Origin of the sequence: Rahnella ecdela (genome assembly GCF_019049625.1) — a bacterium.
GTDB classification, from domain to species: domain Bacteria; phylum Pseudomonadota; class Gammaproteobacteria; order Enterobacterales; family Enterobacteriaceae; genus Rahnella; species Rahnella ecdela.
On record NZ_JAFMOY010000107.1, the window covers coordinates 41,369 to 60,160 of the forward strand.

Consider the following 18,792-nt stretch of genomic DNA (forward strand, 5'->3'; position numbering starts at 1 on the left):
AAAGGAATGCACTGCTGTTTTAGCGGTCGCGGTCTGTACCCGTTGCACTGTTAATTCCTACAACATGTTGAAAATTAAAAACAATGCTTCACCCGGTTTGTAGCTATACCGCGTGACAGCATGAGGGGAAGAATATGCCATTAGTTATTGTAGCGGTGGGTGTCGCACTGCTGTTGTTACTTATGATCCGATTTAAGCTTAATGGCTTCATTGCACTGATCCTGGTCGCGCTGGCGGTAGGTATCATGCAGGGAATGCCCGTTGATAAAGTCATCACGTCGATCAAAAACGGGGTGGGCGGCACGCTCGGCAGTCTTGCGCTGATCATGGGCTTCGGCGCCATGCTGGGTAAGATGCTGGCGGATTGCGGCGGTGCTCAGCGTATCGCGACCACGCTTATCGAAAAGTTTGGCCGTGAACACATTCAGTGGGCAATCGTGCTGACCGGTTTTATCGTCGGTTTCGCGCTGTTCTATGAAGTCGGTTTCGTGCTGATGCTGCCGCTGGTCTTCACCGTAGCAGCGGCGGCGCGTCTGCCGCTGTTGTATGTCGGCGTGCCGATGGCGGCTGCGTTATCCGTCACGCACGGCTTCCTGCCTCCGCACCCCGGTCCGACGGCGATTGCCACCATTTTCCACGCAGATATGGGCAAAACCCTGCTGTATGGTTCATTGCTGGCGGTGCCGACGGTAATTCTGGCGGGTCCTGTTTATGCGCGTTTCCTGAAAGGGATCGATAAGCCGGTACCGGAAGGGCTGTTCAACCCTAAAACCTTCACGGAAGAAGAGATGCCGGGCTTTGGTGTCAGCGTCGCCACGTCGCTGGTGCCGGTTATCCTGATGGCGTTCCGTGCGGTTTGTGAAATGATCCTGCCGAAAGGCCATCCGGTGCTGCCGTATGCTGAATTCTTCGGCGACCCGGTCATGGCAACGCTGATTGCGGTGCTGATTGCTATCTTCACTTTCGGCCTGAACCGTGGCCGTAAGATGGATGAAGTGATGACGACCGTGAGCGATTCCATCAAAATTATCGCCATGATGTTGTTAATCATCGGCGGTGGCGGGGCGTTCAAACAGGTGCTGGTGGACAGCGGTATTGAGAAATACATCGCCGCCCTGATGAACGGCAGCACCCTGTCGCCAATCCTGCTGGCATGGTCGATTGCTGCGGTGCTGCGTATCGCACTGGGTTCTGCCACCGTCGCAGCGATTACTGCGGGCGGTATTGCCGCGCCACTGATTGCGACCACCGGCGTCAGCCCTGAGCTGATGGTGATCGCCGTCGGTTCCGGCAGCGTGATTTTCTCTCACGTGAACGATCCGGGCTTCTGGCTGTTTAAGGAGTACTTCAACCTGAGCATCGTCGAAACCTTCAAATCCTGGTCGGTACTGGAAACTATCATTTCCCTCTGCGGCCTGGGCGGATGCCTGCTGCTGTCGATGGTTGTCTGACGACAAATTTTGAGCATAAAAAAGACGAGCCACGTGGCTCGCCTTTTTCGTTTCTGACGAGAAAAACCTCGCGTTGAACTCTTACCCTGTGAGAGTATTATTTCGCCATCTTGAGTCATATGGAATATCTGGAGTTTATCGAAACCCCGACGTTTAGCCGTAAATGCAAAGAACTGCTTACTGAGGACGAGTATCGCCAGTTTCAGGAATACCTGACGCATTATCCTGATGCAGGGGCTTTGATTGTCGGAACGGGCGGATGCAGAAAAATTCGCTGGGGTTATCAACGGCGTGGGAAAAGTGCAGGTGTGCGGGCGATTTATTATTATCTGTGCGCTGAGAGTCAGATTTTCATGCTGCTGGTTTATCCGAAGAGTGAGAAAGATTCCCTGACGGAAACCGAAAAATCGATTTTAAAAAATATCGTACAAAGTCTGTCGTGACACAGGAGATGGACCATGAATAAAGAATTATTCGATGAATTGCGGCAATCGGCCGAAGAAATGATCGCCATTCGCAAAGGCGAGATGGCACCTGCGCATATCACGCGTGTTGCGATGCCTGAAGTAAAACAAATCCGCACCAAGGCGGGTATAAAGCAGGATGAATTTGCGCGGCTGCTTGGCGTTTCACCTTCGCTTGTTCAGGCGTGGGAGCAACAAAAGCGTTTGCCAAATGGTGCAGCCCTGAAGCTTTTGAAAATGCTGGAACTGAACCCGCAGATTATCCAGACGCTGAAAACTATTTAAACAGATGTAAAAAAGGCGAGACACATGGCTCGCCTTTTTCGTTTGTAAAACCCGCTAAATCTTCAAATACGCCCTGATCCCATCGAGGAACATCTGCGTCGAGAGCATGACCAGAATCAGGCCCATCAGGCGTTCGAGGGCGCTGACGCCTTTATCGCCGAGCAGTTTCAGGAAAACGTTCGACAGCAGCAGGATGGCCATCGACATGCCCCAGGCGATGAACAGTGCCAGCGTTAAGTGGCTCATCTGATTCGGATACTGATGTGAAAGCAGCATCAGCGTGGCGAGAATCGACGGACCGGCGACCAGCGGAATGGCCATCGGTACAAGGAACGGTTCTTCACCGGCAGGCAAACCGCTGCTGCTCTTTTCTTCCGACGGGAAAATCATTTTGATGGCAATCAGGAACAGAATAATACCGCCGGAAATCGACACGGTTTCTGTGCGCAGATTAAGGAACGACAGAATCTTTTCCCCGGCGAACAGGAAAATCAGCATCAGGATCAGCGCAATCAGCATTTCGCGGATCAGCACTACCCGGCGACGTTTCGGGTCGAGATGCTTTAAGACCGACATAAAAATCGGTAAGTTGCCCAGCGGATCCATAATTAAAAACAGCAAAATGGTTGCTGAAATCATTTCGGTCATGACTACCTCAGAATGATAAAAAATGCCTGTTATAAGTCGTGCTGCTATTAAAGGCTGCACTATTGATTAAATTCACTTGCCACTTCTGGTGCATTTTGTAAGGTGGTAGACCCGCGCGTTAACGGGGCACAGCGCATCAAAACAGGCACTCACTGAGTGCAAACGCGCGTTCAAGCCGTTTTAAGCAGTTATCACCCTCAGGGCAGGACAGATATTATGAAAAATGTAGGTTTCGTTGGCTGGCGTGGAATGGTCGGTTCTGTACTCATGCAACGCATGATTGAAGAACGCGATTTCGACGCTATCCGTCCGGTATTCTTCTCCACCTCTCAGCACGGTCAGGCCGCGCCTTCTTTCACGGGTCAGTCTGGGTCCTTGCAGGATGCCTATGATCTGGACGCACTCAGTGCGTTGGACATTATCATCACCTGTCAGGGCGGCGATTATACCAATGAAATCTATCCTAAGCTGCGTGAAATCGGTTGGTCCGGCTACTGGATTGACGCAGCTTCTTCTCTGAGAATGGAAGATGACGCGATAATCATCCTCGACCCGGTCAACAGCGCCGTTATTCATCAGGGGATCGACAAAGGCATCAAAACCTTTGTGGGCGGTAATTGCACCGTCAGCCTGATGCTGATGTCGCTCGGCGGCCTGTTCGCCAACGACCTGATCGAATGGGCGTCTGTCGCCACCTATCAGGCGGCATCCGGCGGCGGCGCGCGTCATATGCGTGAACTGCTGACCCAGATGGGCATGCTGCATAACAGCGTGGCAAAAGAGCTGGAAAACCCGGCATCCGCCATTCTGGATATCGAACGTAAAGTGACGGCACTGACCCGCAGCGGTACGTTGCCAACCGATAACTTTGGTGTTCCGCTGGCGGGCGGTCTGATCCCGTGGATCGACAAACAGCTTGATAACGGCCAGACCAAAGAAGAGTGGAAAGGTCAGGCGGAAACCAACAAAATTCTTGGCACGTCCAGCATTATTCCGGTGGATGGCCTGTGTGTCCGTATCGGCGCACTGCGTTGTCACAGCCAGGCATTCACGCTGAAGCTGAAAAAAGACGTGTCGATCCCTGAAATCGAACAGATGCTGGCTTCGCACAACGACTGGGTTCGTGTAATCCCGAATGACCGTGAGCTGTCAATGCGTGAACTGACGCCAGCAGCAGTGACCGGCACGATGAATACGCCGGTTGGCCGTCTGCGCAAACTGAATATGGGCCCGCAATATCTGTCTGCGTTTACCGTCGGTGACCAGTTGCTGTGGGGTGCGGCAGAGCCTTTACGTCGTATGCTGCGCATCCTTTTGTAAGTTGAAAACTGCCCTGTTTTCTTTGTAAATGTTTCCCCCACGGGACACCAGCACGGTGTCCCGTTTTTATTTCATCCTTCAATTACTTCCGCCGTATCTCTCCCTGCCCGCAGCGCTTTTTACTGTATTTATCTTTTTCAAGAATTTGTACATTTTTGAACTCCTTAACGCCCTGCCTTTTTTAATCTTTGTCTATGCTTAGTAGAAGAGCTCTGCCTTTTTGAGAAGCGGAATTAGAGACTTATTTAGAAATTGTGAACAAAGGCGCACTGGCGCATTTTTTGGCAAAAGCGAAGTACCGCCGGATCACAATGCAACGACAAAAAGGGGAGCACACTTAATTTACATGTCGTATTGAATACCTGAATGATTTTATTGGATTTATTGATTTAATTAATCATAGGACGAATACATGTCTGTACTTCCCGATCAGCACGTCATTAATCAAATTATATCTGGCCACTACGCTGATCCTTTTTCTCTTTTGGGAATGCATTCTGTGGCCGCCGGGCTCGAAGTGCGTGCCCTGTTGCCAGATGCTGATCAGGTCTGGGTTATTGATGTAGAAAAAGGCAAACAGGTGGCGGAACTGCGTCGTTATGACGACCGGGGTTTTTTTGTCGGCCTGATACCACGTCGTAAAAATGCATTTCGCTACAAGCTGGAAGTCCGCTGGGGCGAGAATCTTCATGTAATTGACGACCCTTACCGTTTCGGCACGCTGTTGCAGGAGCTGGATATCTGGCTGCTGGCAGAGGGGACACACCTGCGGCCATACGAAAAACTGGGTGCGCATCTGCAAACGCTGGACGACGTCGAAGGCGTCAGTTTTGCTGTCTGGGCACCGAATGCCACGCGGATTTCCGTGGTTGGTGAATTCAACTTTTGGGATGGCCGCCGTCACCCGATGCGTCAGCGTCGTGAGAATGGCATCTGGGAACTGTTTATCCCTGCGGTCCGCGAAGGTCAGCTATATAAATTCGAAATTATCGACTGCCGCGGAAATGTCACCCTACGTGCCGATCCTTATGCTTTCGAGGCGCAGATGCGTCCGGATACCGCTTCGTGCGTGCGTAAATTGCCTGACGTTGTGCCACATTCAGAAGCGCGAAAGAAAGCCAACGCGCTGAATCAGCCGGTTTCCGTTTATGAAGTGCATCTGGGTTCCTGGCGTCGTCATACCGATGACAATTTCTGGCTCAGTTACGGCGAGCTGGCCGAACAATTAGTTTCGTACGCCAAATGGATGGGCTTTACGCATATCGAACTGATGCCGGTTAACGAGCATCCGTTCGATGGCAGCTGGGGTTATCAGCCGCTGGGCATGTACGCGCCGACCCGCCGTTTCGGAACGCCGATGGAGTTCAAAGCCTTTGTCGAGGCTGCGCACAACGCGGGTCTGAATGTGATCCTCGACTGGGTGCCGGGGCATTTCCCGAGTGATGCCTATGGGCTGGCGCAGTTCGACGGTACCGCGCTGTATGAATACGCCGATCCGCGCGAAGGTTATCATCAGGACTGGAACACGCTGATTTATAACTATGGCCGCCATGAAGTGCGTAACTATCTGGCAGGAAATGGTTTTTACTGGATTGAGCGTTTCGGTATTGATGGACTGCGCGTAGACGCTGTGGCCTCCATGATTTACCGCGATTACAGCCGTAAAGCGGGCGAGTGGATCCCGAACTATTACGGTGGCCGCGAAAACCTCGAAGCCATTTCTTTCCTGAAATATACCAACCATACGATTGGCAAAGAACTCGGCGGCGCAGTCACGCTGGCGGAAGAATCGACCGATTATCCGGGCGTCACCATGCCGCCGGATGCCAACGGGCTGGGCTTCCATTACAAATGGAATATGGGCTGGATGCACGATTCCCTGTCGTACATGCAGCTGGATCCGGTTCACCGCAAATACCACCACAATCTTATGACGTTCGGCGTACTTTACGCCTACAGCGAGAATTTCATTCTGCCCCTGTCGCACGACGAAGTGGTCCACGGTAAAAAATCCCTGCTGGATAAAATGCCCGGCGACGTGTGGCAGAAGTTTGCCAACCTGCGCGCCTATTACGGTTTTATGTGGGCGCATCCGGGCAAGAAACTGTTGTTCATGGGTAATGAATTTGCGCAGGGCCGCGAGTGGAATTTTGATGCCAGCCTCGACTGGCATCTGCTTGACGACGCGAGCGGCTGGCACAGCGGCGTGCAGCATCTGGTGCGCGACCTGAACCTGACGTATCAGGCCAACGCACCGCTGTATGAACTCGATTACAACCCGCGCGGCTTCGAATGGCTGGTGGTTGATGACCATGAAAATTCCATTTTCGCCTTTGCCCGTCGTGACGAAAACGGCGGTGAAGTCATCGTCATCAGTAATTTCACGCCGGTACCACGCGAGCACTACCGCATCGGAATTGGCCGCCCTGGCCGTTACCGCGAAATTCTTAACACCGATTCGCAATTCTACCGTGGCAGCAATGTCGGCAACGGCGGCGACGTTTACAGCGAAAACATCGGTCATCACCAGCGTGAACATTCGATCAGCGTAACCATTCCGCCGCTGGCGACAGTTTATTTGCGAAGGGAGGCGTAATGAAACAGCTCGCGACCGGTCAGCCCGCACCTTTTGGTGCGCATCTCAGAGATAACGGCGTCAATTTTTGCCTGTACTCCGCGCATGCGGAAAAAGTGGAATTATGTCTTTTTGATGAGACCGGCAGCGAGCAGCATCTGCCTTTACCGGGGCGTACCGGTAATCTCTGGCACGGTTTTCTCCCCGATGCCAAAGCCGGACAACGTTACGGTTACCGAGTTTACGGGCCGTTCGATCCGAAAAGCGGCCATCGTTTTAACCCGAAAAAAGTCCTGATCGACCCCAGTGCTCGCGCGATTGACGGCGTCCTGCATGACAATGCGCGCTTTACCGGCGGCACAGACGCGCCGGACGATAAAGACAGCGCCGTGGTGGCGCCGAAATCTGTCGTCGTCGCCGGAAATTTCGACTGGGGCGATGATAAACCCCCCGCCAGGCCGTGGGGCGAAACGGTGATTTACGAGGCACATGTGCGTGGTCTGACCCGCCAGCATCCGCGTATTCCTGCGGCTATCCGCGGCACTTATGCCGGGCTGGCGCATCCGGTCATGCTCGAATATTTGCAACACTTAGGCGTGACAGCGATTGAGCTTTTGCCGGTGCAGCATCATGCCGATGAGCCGCGTTTGCAAAAACTGGGTCTGAGCAATTACTGGGGTTACAACGTGCTGGCACCGTGCGCCGTTGAACCGCGTTATGCCAGCGGACAGGGCGGCGTGTCGGCGCTGAATGAGTTTAAATCGGCGGTCAAAGCGCTGCATCAGGCGGGTATCGAAGTGATCCTCGATGTGGTGTTCAATCACAGCGCTGAGCTGGATATCGATGGTCCGTTTATCTCGTTTCGCGGTCTCGACAATGCCAGTTATTACTGGCTCAACGAGGATGGCTCCGACAACAACATGACCGGTTGCGGCAATACGCTGCGCCTGATGGACGACGAAGTTATCGCCTGGACTCTGGACTGCCTGCATTACTGGGTGCGCGAATGTCACGTTGACGGATTTCGTTTTGATTTAGCCACCGTTCTCGGCAGAACCCCGGAGTTCAGTGCGCAATCGCCGCTGTTTAACGCTATTAAGGCGGATACGATTCTCTCGCAGGTCAAGCTGATCGCAGAGCCCTGGGATATCGGCACCGGCGGCTACCAGCTCGGTAATTTCCCGGCACCGTTTGCCGAATGGAGCGATGTCTGGCGCGACGATATGCGTCAGTTCTGGCTACACGGCGATATTTCTCTCGGCCAGTTTGCCGGACGTTTTGCGGCCTCTGCCGATAAATTCAATCCCGCCCAACGCGAGCCTTACGCCAGCGTGAATATGCTGACGGCACATGACGGTTTCACTTTGCGCGATCTCGTGAGTTTTAACCAGAAACACAACCTGGCCAACGGTGAAGAAAACCGCGATGGCCACAACGAAAATTTCAGCCAAAACCACGGCGAAGAAGGGCTGGAGGTGTCTGCAGAAGTACAGCATCAGCGCCGTCTCAGTCAGCGTGCTTTGCTGGCGACGCTGTTTTTGTCACAAGGCACGCCGATGTTGCTGGCCGGTGATGAGCAGGGTAACAGCCAGTCGGGCAACAACAATGCCTACTGTCAGGACAATCCGCTGACCTGGCTCGACTGGGAAAATGCCGATGAAAGCCTGATGGCCTATACCTCCGCGCTGATTGCGCTGCGCCGGAAAATTCCGGCACTGACGCAAAACCACTGGTGGCAGGAAGGCAGCGATGACGTGCAATGGCTGAATCAACAGGGGCAACCGATGAGCTCCTGCGACTGGGAACAGGGACCGCAGCAGTGGCTGCAAATCTGTCTGTCTCAGCGCTGGTTGCTTATCGTCAATGCTTCGCTGCACGAGGTGGATTTGCAACTGCCGCCGGGAAACTGGCAGGCGGTGGCACCGTTCAACAGCGTGCTTTTTGATGAGGAACCCCGGCGTGTCATGGAAGGCTCGCAATGGCGGGCGGCAGCAAAAACCCTCTGTGTCCTACAAGATTTCACTCCACAGAGCCGGTCATTATAAAAACGAAGGAGTCAGATATGGCGACATTAGATAACCGGGACCCGGTCATGCTGGCACGACAGTTGCCGCTGAAATCCGTGGCATTGATCCTTGCCGGGGGACGTGGTTCGAGGCTCAAAGATTTAACCGCAACCCGCGCCAAGCCTGCCGTTCACTTTGGCGGGAAATTTCGCATCATTGATTTCGCCCTGTCGAATTGCCTGAACTCCGGCATTCGCCGCATCGGTGTAATCACGCAATATCAGTCCCATACACTGGTTCAGCATATCCAGCGCGGCTGGTCTTTCCTCAACGAAGAAATGAACGAGTTCGTGGATTTACTTCCGGCTCAGCAGCGCCACAGCACCGAGCACTGGTACAAAGGCACCGCCGATGCGGTCTATCAGAACCTGGATATTATCCGCCGCTACGACGCCGAATTTGTGGTGATCCTGGCGGGCGATCATATCTACAAAATGGACTACTCGCGGATGCTGATCGACCACGTGCAGAAGGGCGGTGAATGTACCGTTGCCTGCCTGGAAGTGCCGCGCGCCGAGGCCAGTGAGTTTGGGGTTATCGGCGTTACGGAAGATTATCACATCACCAGTTTCGTCGAAAAACCGAAAGACCCGCCACCGATGCCCGGCAATCCCGATATGGCGCTGGCGAGCATGGGCATCTACATTTTTAATGCGGACTATCTGTTTCGTATGCTCGAAGAAGACATGGCGAGTGAGGAATCCAGCCATGATTTCGGCAAGGATCTTATCCCGAAACTGACCCGTCAGGGCGTTGCCCGCGCGCATCCGTTCGGACTTTCCTGCGTGACGCAAAACGACGACGCGCCGCCATACTGGCGTGATGTCGGTACGCTCGACGCTTACTGGCGCGCCAATCTGGATCTGGCGTCGGTCACGCCGGAGCTGGATATGTACGACCGTGACTGGCCGATCCGTACCCACATGGAACCCTTACCGCCGGCCAAATTTGTGCAGGACCGCTCGGGCAGCCACGGCATGACCATGAATTCACTGGTGGCAGGCGGCGTGATTGTCTCCGGTTCGGTGGTGGTGCATTCCGTGTTGTTCCCGCGGGTGCGCATTAACTCTTTCTGCAACATTGATTCGACGATTATTTTGCCGGATGTGAACGTGGGGCGTTCATGCCGCTTACGTAAATGCGTCATCGACCGCGCTTGTCAGATCCCCGAAGGCATGGTGATTGGCGAGAATGCGGATGAAGACAGCCGCCGGTTCTATCGCTCCGAAGGGGGCGTGGTGCTGGTGACGCGCGCGATGCTGGCGAAACTATAAACAGACGTTAGAAAGCACGACTTTTCGTCATCCCGGTTTTTGCCGGGATGACCGGGATAATCAGGAGCGCGAATGCAGGTTTTACATGTTTGTTCCGAGCTGTTTCCGCTGTTAAAAACGGGCGGCCTTGCTGATGTCGCCGGCGCATTACCCGCCGCTCAGATTGCGGAGGGCGCGGACGTCCGCGTGCTCATTCCGGCTTTCCCTGATGTCAAAAAAGGACTGGGAGAAACGCAGGTCATCGGCACGCTGGCGACCTTTGCCGGGCATGTCACCCTTTCACTGGGCTACTTTGATGGCGTGGGCATTTATCTGATTGATGTGCCCGGTTTATATGACCGCCCCGGCAGCCCGTATCACGATCAATCGTCTTTTGCCTATCCGGATAACCATCTGCGCTTTGCGTTGCTGAGCTGGATGGCCTGCGAACTGGCGCTGAATTTTGATCCGCACTGGAAGCCCGATATCGTCCATTCTCACGACTGGCACGCCGGGCTGTGTTCTGCCTATATCCGCGCCCGCAACGCGCCGGTGCGTACCGTTTTCACCGTACACAATCTGGCGTTTCAGGGGTTGTTTGGCGCGCATCATCTCGATGAGCTTTATATCCCGCGCGAGTTCTTCCAGATGCACGGGCTGGAATTCTACGGCCAGATTTCTTTCCTGAAAGCCGGTCTGTTTTATTCCGATCACGTCACCACCGTCAGCCCGACGTACGCCAAAGAAATCACGCGTCCGGAATTTGGTTACGGCATGGAATCGCTGCTCCTCGAGCGTGAAATGCAGGGGAGGCTGACCGGGATTCTTAACGGTGTTGATGAAGCCATCTGGCAGCCGCGCGATGACGTGCTGCTGTCGGCGCGCTATGACGCCGATGATTTACGCTCGAAAGCGGTCAATAAAGCTTATCTGCAACGGGCGATGGGGCTGGATGTAGATGATTCGCGGCTGGTATTTGCGGTCGTCAGCCGTCTGACCAGCCAGAAAGGGCTGGATCTGGTGCTCGAAGCGTTACCCGATTTACTCGAACGTGGCGGCCAGCTGGCTTTACTCGGCGCTGGCGACGCGGTGCTGCAACAGGCATTCCTCGCGGCCGCGGCGGACAATCCTGGGCAGGTCGGTGTGCAACTCGGTTATCACGAAGCGTTTTCCCACCGCATTATCGGCGGGGCGGACGTCATTATGGTGCCGAGCCGGTTTGAGCCCTGCGGATTAACCCAGCTTTACGGACTGAAATACGGCACCTTGCCGCTGGTGCGTCGTACCGGCGGGCTGGCTGACACGGTGGTCGATTGTGCGCTGGAAAATCTGGCCGACGGAACTGCCAGCGGCTTTGTCTTTGAAGAAGCGACGGGGAAATCGCTGGGTAATGCGATCCGCCGCGCCTTTGTTTTGTGGAGCCGTCCTAAGCACTGGCGACACGTACAACAACACGCCATGGGTATTGATTTTGGCTGGAAGGTGGCTGCACAGGAATATCTCGTCCTGTATAACCGCCTGATGTCCTGAATCCCTGAACGTAGCTAACTTGATCGGGAATGTAACGTTATGACTTCACCGTTTAATTACAACTCACCGACAGTCAGTGTCGAAGCGCTCAAACATTCGATAGCTTATAAACTGATGTTTATTATCGGCAAAGATCCGTCTATTGCGACACAACATGACTGGCTGAACGCCACCTTGTTTGCGGTGCGTGATCGTATGGTGGAACGCTGGCTGCGATCCAACCGCGCGCAGACCTCACAGGACGTGCGGCAGGTTTATTATTTGTCGATGGAGTTCCTGATTGGACGCACGCTTTCCAATGCGCTGCTGGCGATGGGAATTTACGACGACCTGAAAAGCGCGCTCGATGAGATGGGATTTGATCTCGAAGAACTGATCGGCGAAGAAAATGACCCCGGTTTAGGCAATGGCGGTCTCGGAAGGCTGGCGGCATGTTTCCTCGACTCGTTGGCCACGCTGGCATTGCCGGGACGCGGCTACGGTATCCGCTACGAATACGGCATGTTCGCGCAAAGCATCATTAACGGCGAACAAAAAGAAGCGCCGGATTACTGGCTGGAATACGGTAACCCATGGGAATTCCAGCGCTACAACACCCGTTATAAAGTGCGTTTTGGCGGTCGGGTGCAGCATGAGGGTGTCAAAACCCGCTGGCTGGAAACCGAAGAAGTTATCGCCTGCGCCTACGATCAGGTTATTCCCGGTTACGACACAGACGCCACCAACACCCTGCGATTGTGGGGCGCGCAGGCCAGTAATGAAATCAACCTGGGTAAGTTTAATCAGGGCGATTACTTTGCGGCGGTAGAAGATAAAAACCATTCCGAAAACGTGTCGCGCGTTCTGTATCCCGATGACTCGACCTATTCCGGGCGCGAGCTGCGGTTGCGTCAGGAATATTTCCTGGTGTCGGCGACTGTACAGGACATCCTCAACCGCCATTACACCACGCACCATACGTACGACAATCTGGCCGATAAAATTGCCATTCACCTCAACGACACGCACCCGGTGCTGTCGATCCCCGAGCTGATGCGTCTGCTTATTGACGAGCATAAATTCGAATGGAAAGACGCATGGGAGACGGTGTGTCGGGTGTTCTCTTACACTAACCACACGCTGATGAGCGAAGCGCTGGAGACCTGGCCGGTAGAGATGATCGGCAAGATCCTGCCGCGTCATCTGGAGATTATTTTCCAGATTAACGATCACTTCCTCAAAGAAGTGGCGGAGAAAATTCCCAACGATAACGGTCTGCTGTCGCGCGTTTCTATTATTGATGAAGGGAATGGCCGCAAGGTGCGTATGGCATGGCTTGCGGTTATCGCCAGCCACAAAGTCAACGGCGTGTCTGAGCTGCATTCCGAGCTGATGGTGCAGTCGTTATTTGCCGATTTCGCCCGCGTTTATCCGGACCGTTTCTGTAATAAAACCAACGGTGTGACCCCGCGCCGCTGGCTGGCGCTGGCCAACAAACCGTTATCGGCGGTGATTGATGATGCCATCGGCCAGACCTGGCGTTCAGACCTCAGCCAGCTGGCAGAACTGAAACAGAATCTGGATTACCTGAGTTTCCTGCAGGCGATCCGTAAGGCCAAACTGGACAACAAAAAGCGGCTGGCGCTGTATATCGCTCAGAAGCTCAACATTGTGGTGGATCCGAAAAGCCTGTTCGACGTGCAGATTAAGCGTATTCACGAATACAAGCGTCAGCTGATGAACGTGCTGCACGTCATCACCCGTTATAACCGTATTCTGGAAGAGCCGGACGTCGAGTGGGTACCACGTACGGTGATTTTCGCCGGTAAAGCCGCCTCGGCATATTACGCCGCCAAGCAGATTATCCGGCTGATCAACGACGTGGCGACGGTGATCAACAGTGATCCGCGAATCGGCAACAAACTGAAGATCGTCTTCATACCGAACTACAGCGTCAGTCTGGCACAGCTGATCATTCCGGCGGCCGATCTTTCCGAGCAGATCTCACTGGCGGGTACCGAAGCTTCCGGCACCAGTAACATGAAATTTGCCCTGAATGGCGCGCTGACTATCGGCACGCTGGACGGTGCAAACGTCGAAATGCTCGAACATGTGGGCGAAGAGAACATCTTCATCTTCGGCAACACCACGCCGCAGGTCGAGGAGTTGCGCCGTAAAGGCTACAACCCGCATACGTATTTCGAGCAGGACGCCGAACTGCATCAGGTGCTGACGCAAATCGCGACTGGCGTCTTCAGCCCGACCGAACCGAAGCGCTACACCAACCTGTTCGATACGCTGGTCAATCTCGGCGATCACTATCAGGTACTGGCGGATTACCGCAGTTATGTCGATAAGCAGGATAAAGTCGATGAGCTGTATAAACTGCCGGAAGAGTGGACGCGCCGCACATTGCATAACATCGCCAACATGGGATATTTCTCCTCGGACCGCACCATTCAGGAATACGCCGATGAGATCTGGAATATTAAGCCGGTGAAGTTGTAGCGCACTAGTCCGGATAAGAAAGGCCAGCCTTTGTTGGCCTTTCTATTTTACAGATAAGGCGACTTGTATTTTTCTATATATTCAGAAGCAATCTTTTTGGCTTCTGAGTATTCATTGCTGGTCATCTTTTTCGCTATTATTTCTCGTGAATTATCCGCGCCTTCCTTTCCATTTATAAATGCCACTGAATACCAGGCATAAGCTTGCAGGTTATCGGCAGGTAGTTCATCGACATTAGCTGAGTAAAGAATTGCTAAATTATTTTGAGCCTCGGCAAGACCTTGTTTAGCCGATTCTACTATCAACTTTAACGCCTGTTTCTTATCAATTTTTAGGCCTCCTAACCCTTGTGCATAAAGTAATGCTAATGAGTTTTTAGCTGCAGGATAACCTAAATTTACAGCCTGAAGATAGAATTTAGCCGCCTGAGTATAATCCTCAGATACGCCTAATCCATAATTGTATATATGCCCTAAATTATAAATCGCAGTTGGGTCATTTTTTTGAGCTGCTTGTGTAAAAAGAGTGCGGGAGGCTTCATAATCTTGTTCTCCACCAATTCCCTGATTATACATAACACCTAGGTTTACCTGAGCTTGTGTAACATTCTGTTTGGCAGCTTTGCTGTACCATTCTCTTGCTAGTTTAAAATCTCTGGGCACTCCTCTGCCATTAGCATATGAAGCGCCAAGGTTATATTGTGCAGTTGCATATCCTTGTATGGCAGATTTTCTATACCAGTAAACAGATAATGTAAAATTTTGCTCTACTCCTTTTCCTGTTTCGTATAAATACCCAAAATCGGACTGAGCTTTTGCATCACCACTTTCAGCATAACTTTTTATCTTATCAGTCGTAACATAACCATCATATTTTTCAAGATGAGTTTGTAAAAATGATTTATTTTCATCTTTTCCTAATGAATAAAATACTAAACCAGCTAAAAATAAGATGATTAAAGAAATGATTATTTTTTTATTTTTCATTTATAGTGACCATGTTATTTTCATTCTTTTTGGCTGTATGAGGTCAGACTATCAATAAGATAGTCTGACCATGAACCCTGTAGCTTTGATGAGCCTTTATTAATAAAGCTTTTGGCACAAGTAAGCGCTAGTTTTTTAGGATCTCTTTCCTGTTTTATTATCATGTCTTTGGCTGTATTTTCAATGCATGCAGAACCTTTTTCGGCTGCTACAACACTAGTCATTGCGGTACTAATAACAGCCATGCCTATTACAGCAGATCCGGTACAAATACCATAGACATACTCACCGAGTGGATTATATACATTATGCATTGTTTCATTGTTGTGAATTACCTTTTCTGCATCCTCTCTCGATAAAAATACACCGGCAGACATAGTCCCCTGATAATAATTGCTAAGGCCAGCGCTACCTAAAGACCCAAAACCATCCGATAAGCCTAAAGGATCAAGTCGCTCTACTGGATTAGTGACGTAATTATACCCATTCCACCCCCCTCTCAGTCCAATCGGATCCTGTGTAATATACCGCCCCTGCGCCGGGTCGTAATAACGGTGCCGGTTGTAATGCAGCCCTGATTCTTCGTCAAAATGCTGGCCCTGCATGCGGATGGGCTGGCGCAGTTTGTGCGGGTTGTCGCAGCGCTGTACGTTGCCCCAGACGTCGATGTCCGCGCTCCATTCCACCTTGCCATTTTTGTGATTAATCAGTCCGACTGGCGTACCCAAATGGTCGCAGTAGAACAGGTGCAGCGCCATGTCGGCGCTTTCCGGCAGCGGGTCGACCCACAGCGCGATGTTTTCTGCTTTCCGGCAGCGGGTCGACCCACAGCGCGATGTTTTCTGCTTTCAGGCTGACCGAGGCCAGCCATTGGTAATTTGCGTCACTGACCTATTAGATACGGTCTGAAGAAGATTCCTATAAAATGGAAATCCCTTGCCTCTGAGAAAGAATCTTTCATTTACCATATGTTTTTTTGAAGAAAATTATTTTGTTGCTCCTTTTACTAATTATGTATGTTAACTCCATATTCCCTCCACCTTGCATTTCAATTAACTGGTCATCTTGAATAAGAATGATTTTTATTGTTTCCTCATTACTTTCAATGATAGATTTGTAGTCTAAAATTGAAATCCCCCATTTAGCTAAATCGCTAATTGTTACTTTTGTCGCCATTACGCCATCAGAGTTTAACGTAAACGGATTTGCATTCGCGAAACAAGAAGCCAACACTACAGTAGTGAGGAAGTTATTGAGAAAAATCATTTTATGTCACTTATTTTTCTGGATTTTGGATTGTATTTTGAATAGGTATTATCTGGTTTCCCTAAGTAAGATGAGAATTCCCCCCTCCCTTTAGAAAAGTAGTTTGCACTCTCTTTGTCTTTTTCCGAGAAGTGCAATGTGTCATAAAAATCATTTTCCTTTAAAGTTATATTTCCATACTTATCTGAATAATACCCATGCGTATGATAAACCCCCACATTACTACTCTCTTTCGGACAGCCTGCCGAATATGGATTAACTCCAGCATTGGTTCCTTTCACTGGTCCTGTAGAAAAATATCCTTGTCTATTCTTGCAAATCAACCCCCCAAACTCTTTATTTTCTGAAATTGAATCTACGTTACACATCTTAAGTGCATTTAGCGCAGCGTCATCTGCACTTTCAAATTGGTAAGTTTCAAGACCTAATGGATCCATTCCAAGAACCGGATTCAGCGGATAAGCATATAAATTCCATCCCCCTCTCAACCCAATCGGATCCTGAGTAATATACCGTCCCTGCGCCGGGTCGTAATACCGGTGCCGGTTGTAATGCAGCCCTGATTCTTCGTCAAAATGCTGCCCCTGCATGCGAATGGGCTGGCGGAGTTTGTGCGGGTTGTCGCAGCGCTGCACGTTACCCCAGACGTCGATGTCCGCGCTCCATTCCACCTTGCCATTTTTGTGATTAACCAGCCCGACTGGCGTACCCAAATGGTCGCAGTAGAACAGGTGCAGGGCCATTTCGGCGCTTTCCGGCAGCGGGTCGACCCACAGCGCGATGTTTTCTGCTTTCAGGCTGACGGAGGCCAGCCATTGGTGATTCGCCTCGCTGACCTGATTGCGGCGGATTTCCTGCTCAATCACGTTAAAGCGCTCATGGACATCCGGCGGGAACACGCCGCCCGCGTCCTCTTCGAGTTTCTCCGCCAGCGTGCGGTGGCTGTCCTCAGCCCGCGCGTGCTCCGCGCGCAGCAGCGGCACGAAGCTGTTGGGGTGATAAATGGTGTGCAGCTGGATGTCGCGGTTCTCAGTCAGCACCAGCCGGTCGCCGTCCCAGCCGAACCAGGTGTTTTGCGTGTCGGTTTCATGCGTCTGTGGATTGAGCGTGCTGACCTGCTTGCCGACGCGCCGCCCGAGCGGGTCGTAAATGTAGCGTGCTCGTGTCGTGGTCTGGCCGTTATCTTCAATGCTAAAACGCGTCAGCCGGTGCGCGCGGTCATACGCGAAGGTGTGTACCGTCTCATCGTCGTGCGAATGCTGTACCCATCCCGCGTAATGAGGCCGCTTTGCGGTCAGATTTCCCCACACATCGTATTCATACTGATACCTTTCATCGTGCTGAATACGGTTGCCCTGCCAGACCGGAAGCTCGTTTATCGGAGCCGGATGCGAATCATGATGCGTGAGCGTGCGGTTGCCCGCCGGGTCGGTCAGGGTGGTCAGCACGCCCGCCGGTGAGCTGACGCTGTGCAGCCTGCCCGCGGGCGTGTAGCGGTAAAAATGATCGTCGCTGCCGGCGGACATCTGCGTCATTTGTCCGGCGGCGTTGTAGTGATAATTGCGGGTTAGATGACCGCCTGATAAAGCGTGTTGCCCGACAAGTTGTCCGGTGCGGGAATAGGTTTTTTCAGACTGCCAGTGTTGACCGAACTGCCGCGTGGTTTCCCGGTGCAGTTTGTCGCGAGCGAGCTCCAGCAGGACGTCGTCGCCGAGCTTCACGCCCAGCAGATGGCCGGGGCCGTAGGTCTGCCAGCGGATGTCCGGCAGGCCGTCGCAGGTTAAAGACGACTCAACGCCGCGCGGGTCGAACTGCCGCCGGACGGTGTGCTGCCACAGCAGGTCGCCGTTCGCATTGTGGATAATCTGCCGCTCGCCGGTAAGGTTATCGTTGGCGTCATACTGAAAGCGCACGCTGACCAGATGGGTCTCGCTGCGGTGGCCGGTTTCCAGCACGCGACCTGAATCGTCGTAGCGCCACAGCACTTCGTCCGGGCCGTCGCTGAGGCCGGGACGCTGCTGGCGGATAAGCTGACCTTCGTCGTCGTAGTGCCAGAGGGTCGTCAGCCCGGCGTCGTCGCTCTGAACCAGCTGTCCGGCGACGTTGTAGCAATAACTTTGCGTGCGTCCGTCGAAGCCAACCTCCTGAATCAGCCGGTCTATCGCGTCATAACTGAAGCGGGTCTCAGCATCGTTTTCATTAACCAGGCGGACAAGCCTGCCTGCGCTGTCGAACTCTGTCCGGCGCGTTAACCCGCCGTCGGTCTGCGAGGCCGGATTGCCGCGGGCGTCATAGGTCTGGATGCTTTTACTGCCGTCCGGGCGGGTCACCGAAATCACGTCACCGGCCTCATTGTACTGCCAGAGGGTTTTTGCCCCCGCGCTGTCTTCGCCCGATATTCTTCTGCCGCGCGCGTCATATTCAAAGCGGATTGTCATGCCTTCTTCATGCAGGATTTCTA

At 52.6% G+C, this 18,792-nt stretch carries 14 protein-coding genes; 9 read left to right on the plus strand and 5 right to left on the minus strand.

Annotated features, from left to right (window positions below):
* Positions 1-134: 134 nt before the first annotated feature.
* From gntT to nadS, 3 genes are all read left to right on the plus strand, one after another.
* The gene (gntT, locus tag J1784_RS03345) at positions 135-1,451 is read left to right on the plus strand and encodes a gluconate transporter (RefSeq protein WP_217148010.1); all 1,317 of its coding nucleotides are present in this window, start codon (positions 135-137) and stop codon (positions 1,449-1,451) included.
* Positions 1,452-1,570: 119 nt separating this feature from the next.
* Positions 1,571-1,894 carry a type II toxin-antitoxin system RelE/ParE family toxin gene (locus tag J1784_RS03350; protein ID WP_217148011.1) on the plus strand — a complete coding sequence of 108 codons (324 nt, stop codon included), beginning with the start codon at positions 1,571-1,573 and terminating at the stop codon, positions 1,892-1,894.
* A gap of 15 nt (positions 1,895-1,909) precedes the next feature.
* Complete coding sequence (nadS, locus tag J1784_RS03355; RefSeq protein WP_120507734.1) at positions 1,910-2,200, plus strand: NadS family protein; 291 nt, start codon at positions 1,910-1,912, stop codon at positions 2,198-2,200.
* A gap of 54 nt (positions 2,201-2,254) precedes the next feature.
* Here the strand turns inward: nadS and J1784_RS03360 are convergent, their stop codons facing one another.
* Positions 2,255-2,848 (minus strand): YhgN family NAAT transporter, encoded by a 594-nt coding sequence (locus tag J1784_RS03360; RefSeq protein WP_152327566.1) that lies wholly within the window; start codon positions 2,846-2,848, stop codon positions 2,255-2,257.
* A gap of 216 nt (positions 2,849-3,064) precedes the next feature.
* Between J1784_RS03360 and asd the strand changes: the two genes are divergently transcribed.
* The 6 genes from asd (at position 3,065) to glgP (ending at position 14,079) form a co-directional block, all read left to right on the plus strand.
* Positions 3,065-4,168 carry an aspartate-semialdehyde dehydrogenase gene (asd, locus tag J1784_RS03365; protein WP_217148012.1) on the plus strand — a complete coding sequence of 368 codons (1,104 nt, stop codon included), beginning with the start codon at positions 3,065-3,067 and terminating at the stop codon, positions 4,166-4,168.
* Between the two features lie 412 nt (positions 4,169-4,580).
* Positions 4,581-6,764, plus strand: coding sequence for a 1,4-alpha-glucan branching protein GlgB (glgB, locus tag J1784_RS03370; RefSeq protein ID WP_217148013.1), 2,184 nt, complete (start codon positions 4,581-4,583; stop codon positions 6,762-6,764).
* Positions 6,764-8,788, plus strand: a complete 2,025-nt coding sequence (glgX, locus tag J1784_RS03375; protein WP_217148014.1) for a glycogen debranching protein GlgX — start codon at positions 6,764-6,766, stop codon at positions 8,786-8,788. The genes glgB and glgX overlap by 1 nt, the downstream gene beginning before the upstream one ends.
* A gap of 17 nt (positions 8,789-8,805) precedes the next feature.
* On the plus strand, positions 8,806-10,083 hold the full coding sequence (gene glgC / locus J1784_RS03380; protein WP_217148015.1) for a glucose-1-phosphate adenylyltransferase: 1,278 nt from the start codon (positions 8,806-8,808) through the stop codon (positions 10,081-10,083).
* A gap of 72 nt (positions 10,084-10,155) precedes the next feature.
* A complete protein-coding gene (gene glgA, locus J1784_RS03385; protein ID WP_217148016.1) occupies positions 10,156-11,592 on the plus strand; it encodes a glycogen synthase GlgA in 1,437 nt (478 codons plus the stop codon).
* 39 nt (positions 11,593-11,631) lie between these two features.
* Positions 11,632-14,079 (plus strand): glycogen phosphorylase, encoded by a 2,448-nt coding sequence (glgP, locus tag J1784_RS03390; protein ID WP_217148017.1) that lies wholly within the window; start codon positions 11,632-11,634, stop codon positions 14,077-14,079.
* 47 nt (positions 14,080-14,126) lie between these two features.
* On the opposite strand, the gene J1784_RS03395 is transcribed toward glgP, so the two are convergent.
* The 4 genes from J1784_RS03395 to J1784_RS03410 all read right to left on the minus strand — a co-directional run.
* Positions 14,127-15,065 (minus strand): tetratricopeptide repeat protein, encoded by a 939-nt coding sequence (locus tag J1784_RS03395; RefSeq protein WP_217148018.1) that lies wholly within the window; start codon positions 15,063-15,065, stop codon positions 14,127-14,129.
* Positions 15,066-15,085: 20 nt separating this feature from the next.
* Complete coding sequence (locus tag J1784_RS26605) at positions 15,086-15,823, minus strand: RHS repeat-associated core domain-containing protein (protein ID WP_217148019.1); 738 nt, start codon at positions 15,821-15,823, stop codon at positions 15,086-15,088.
* A gap of 199 nt (positions 15,824-16,022) precedes the next feature.
* Complete coding sequence (locus tag J1784_RS03405; protein ID WP_217148020.1) at positions 16,023-16,241, minus strand: hypothetical protein; 219 nt, start codon at positions 16,239-16,241, stop codon at positions 16,023-16,025.
* 86 nt (positions 16,242-16,327) lie between these two features.
* Positions 16,328-18,792 (minus strand): RHS repeat-associated core domain-containing protein (locus tag J1784_RS03410; RefSeq protein WP_217148021.1); only part of this gene is annotated, 2,465 nt, incomplete at its 5' end.

Bases quoted from the DNA above. Each gene is read 5' to 3' on its own strand.
- gntT (WP_217148010.1), top strand. From the start codon at position 135: ATGCCATTAGTTATTGTAGCGGTGGGTGTCGCACTGCTGTTGTTACTT.
- J1784_RS03350 (WP_217148011.1), top strand. From the start codon at position 1,571: ATGGAATATCTGGAGTTTATCGAAACCCCGACGTTTAGCCGTAAATGC.
- nadS (WP_120507734.1), top strand. From the start codon at position 1,910: ATGAATAAAGAATTATTCGATGAATTGCGGCAATCGGCCGAAGAAATG.
- J1784_RS03360 (WP_152327566.1), bottom strand. From the start codon at position 2,848: ATGACCGAAATGATTTCAGCAACCATTTTGCTGTTTTTAATTATGGAT.
- asd (WP_217148012.1), top strand. From the start codon at position 3,065: ATGAAAAATGTAGGTTTCGTTGGCTGGCGTGGAATGGTCGGTTCTGTA.
- glgB (WP_217148013.1), top strand. From the start codon at position 4,581: ATGTCTGTACTTCCCGATCAGCACGTCATTAATCAAATTATATCTGGC.
- glgX (WP_217148014.1), top strand. From the start codon at position 6,764: ATGAAACAGCTCGCGACCGGTCAGCCCGCACCTTTTGGTGCGCATCTC.
- glgC (WP_217148015.1), top strand. From the start codon at position 8,806: ATGGCGACATTAGATAACCGGGACCCGGTCATGCTGGCACGACAGTTG.
- glgA (WP_217148016.1), top strand. From the start codon at position 10,156: ATGCAGGTTTTACATGTTTGTTCCGAGCTGTTTCCGCTGTTAAAAACG.
- glgP (WP_217148017.1), top strand. From the start codon at position 11,632: ATGACTTCACCGTTTAATTACAACTCACCGACAGTCAGTGTCGAAGCG.
- J1784_RS03395 (WP_217148018.1), bottom strand. From the start codon at position 15,065: ATGAAAAATAAAAAAATAATCATTTCTTTAATCATCTTATTTTTAGCT.
- J1784_RS26605 (WP_217148019.1), bottom strand. From the start codon at position 15,823: ATGGCGCTGCACCTGTTCTACTGCGACCATTTGGGTACGCCAGTCGGA.
- J1784_RS03405 (WP_217148020.1), bottom strand. From the start codon at position 16,241: ATGGCGACAAAAGTAACAATTAGCGATTTAGCTAAATGGGGGATTTCA.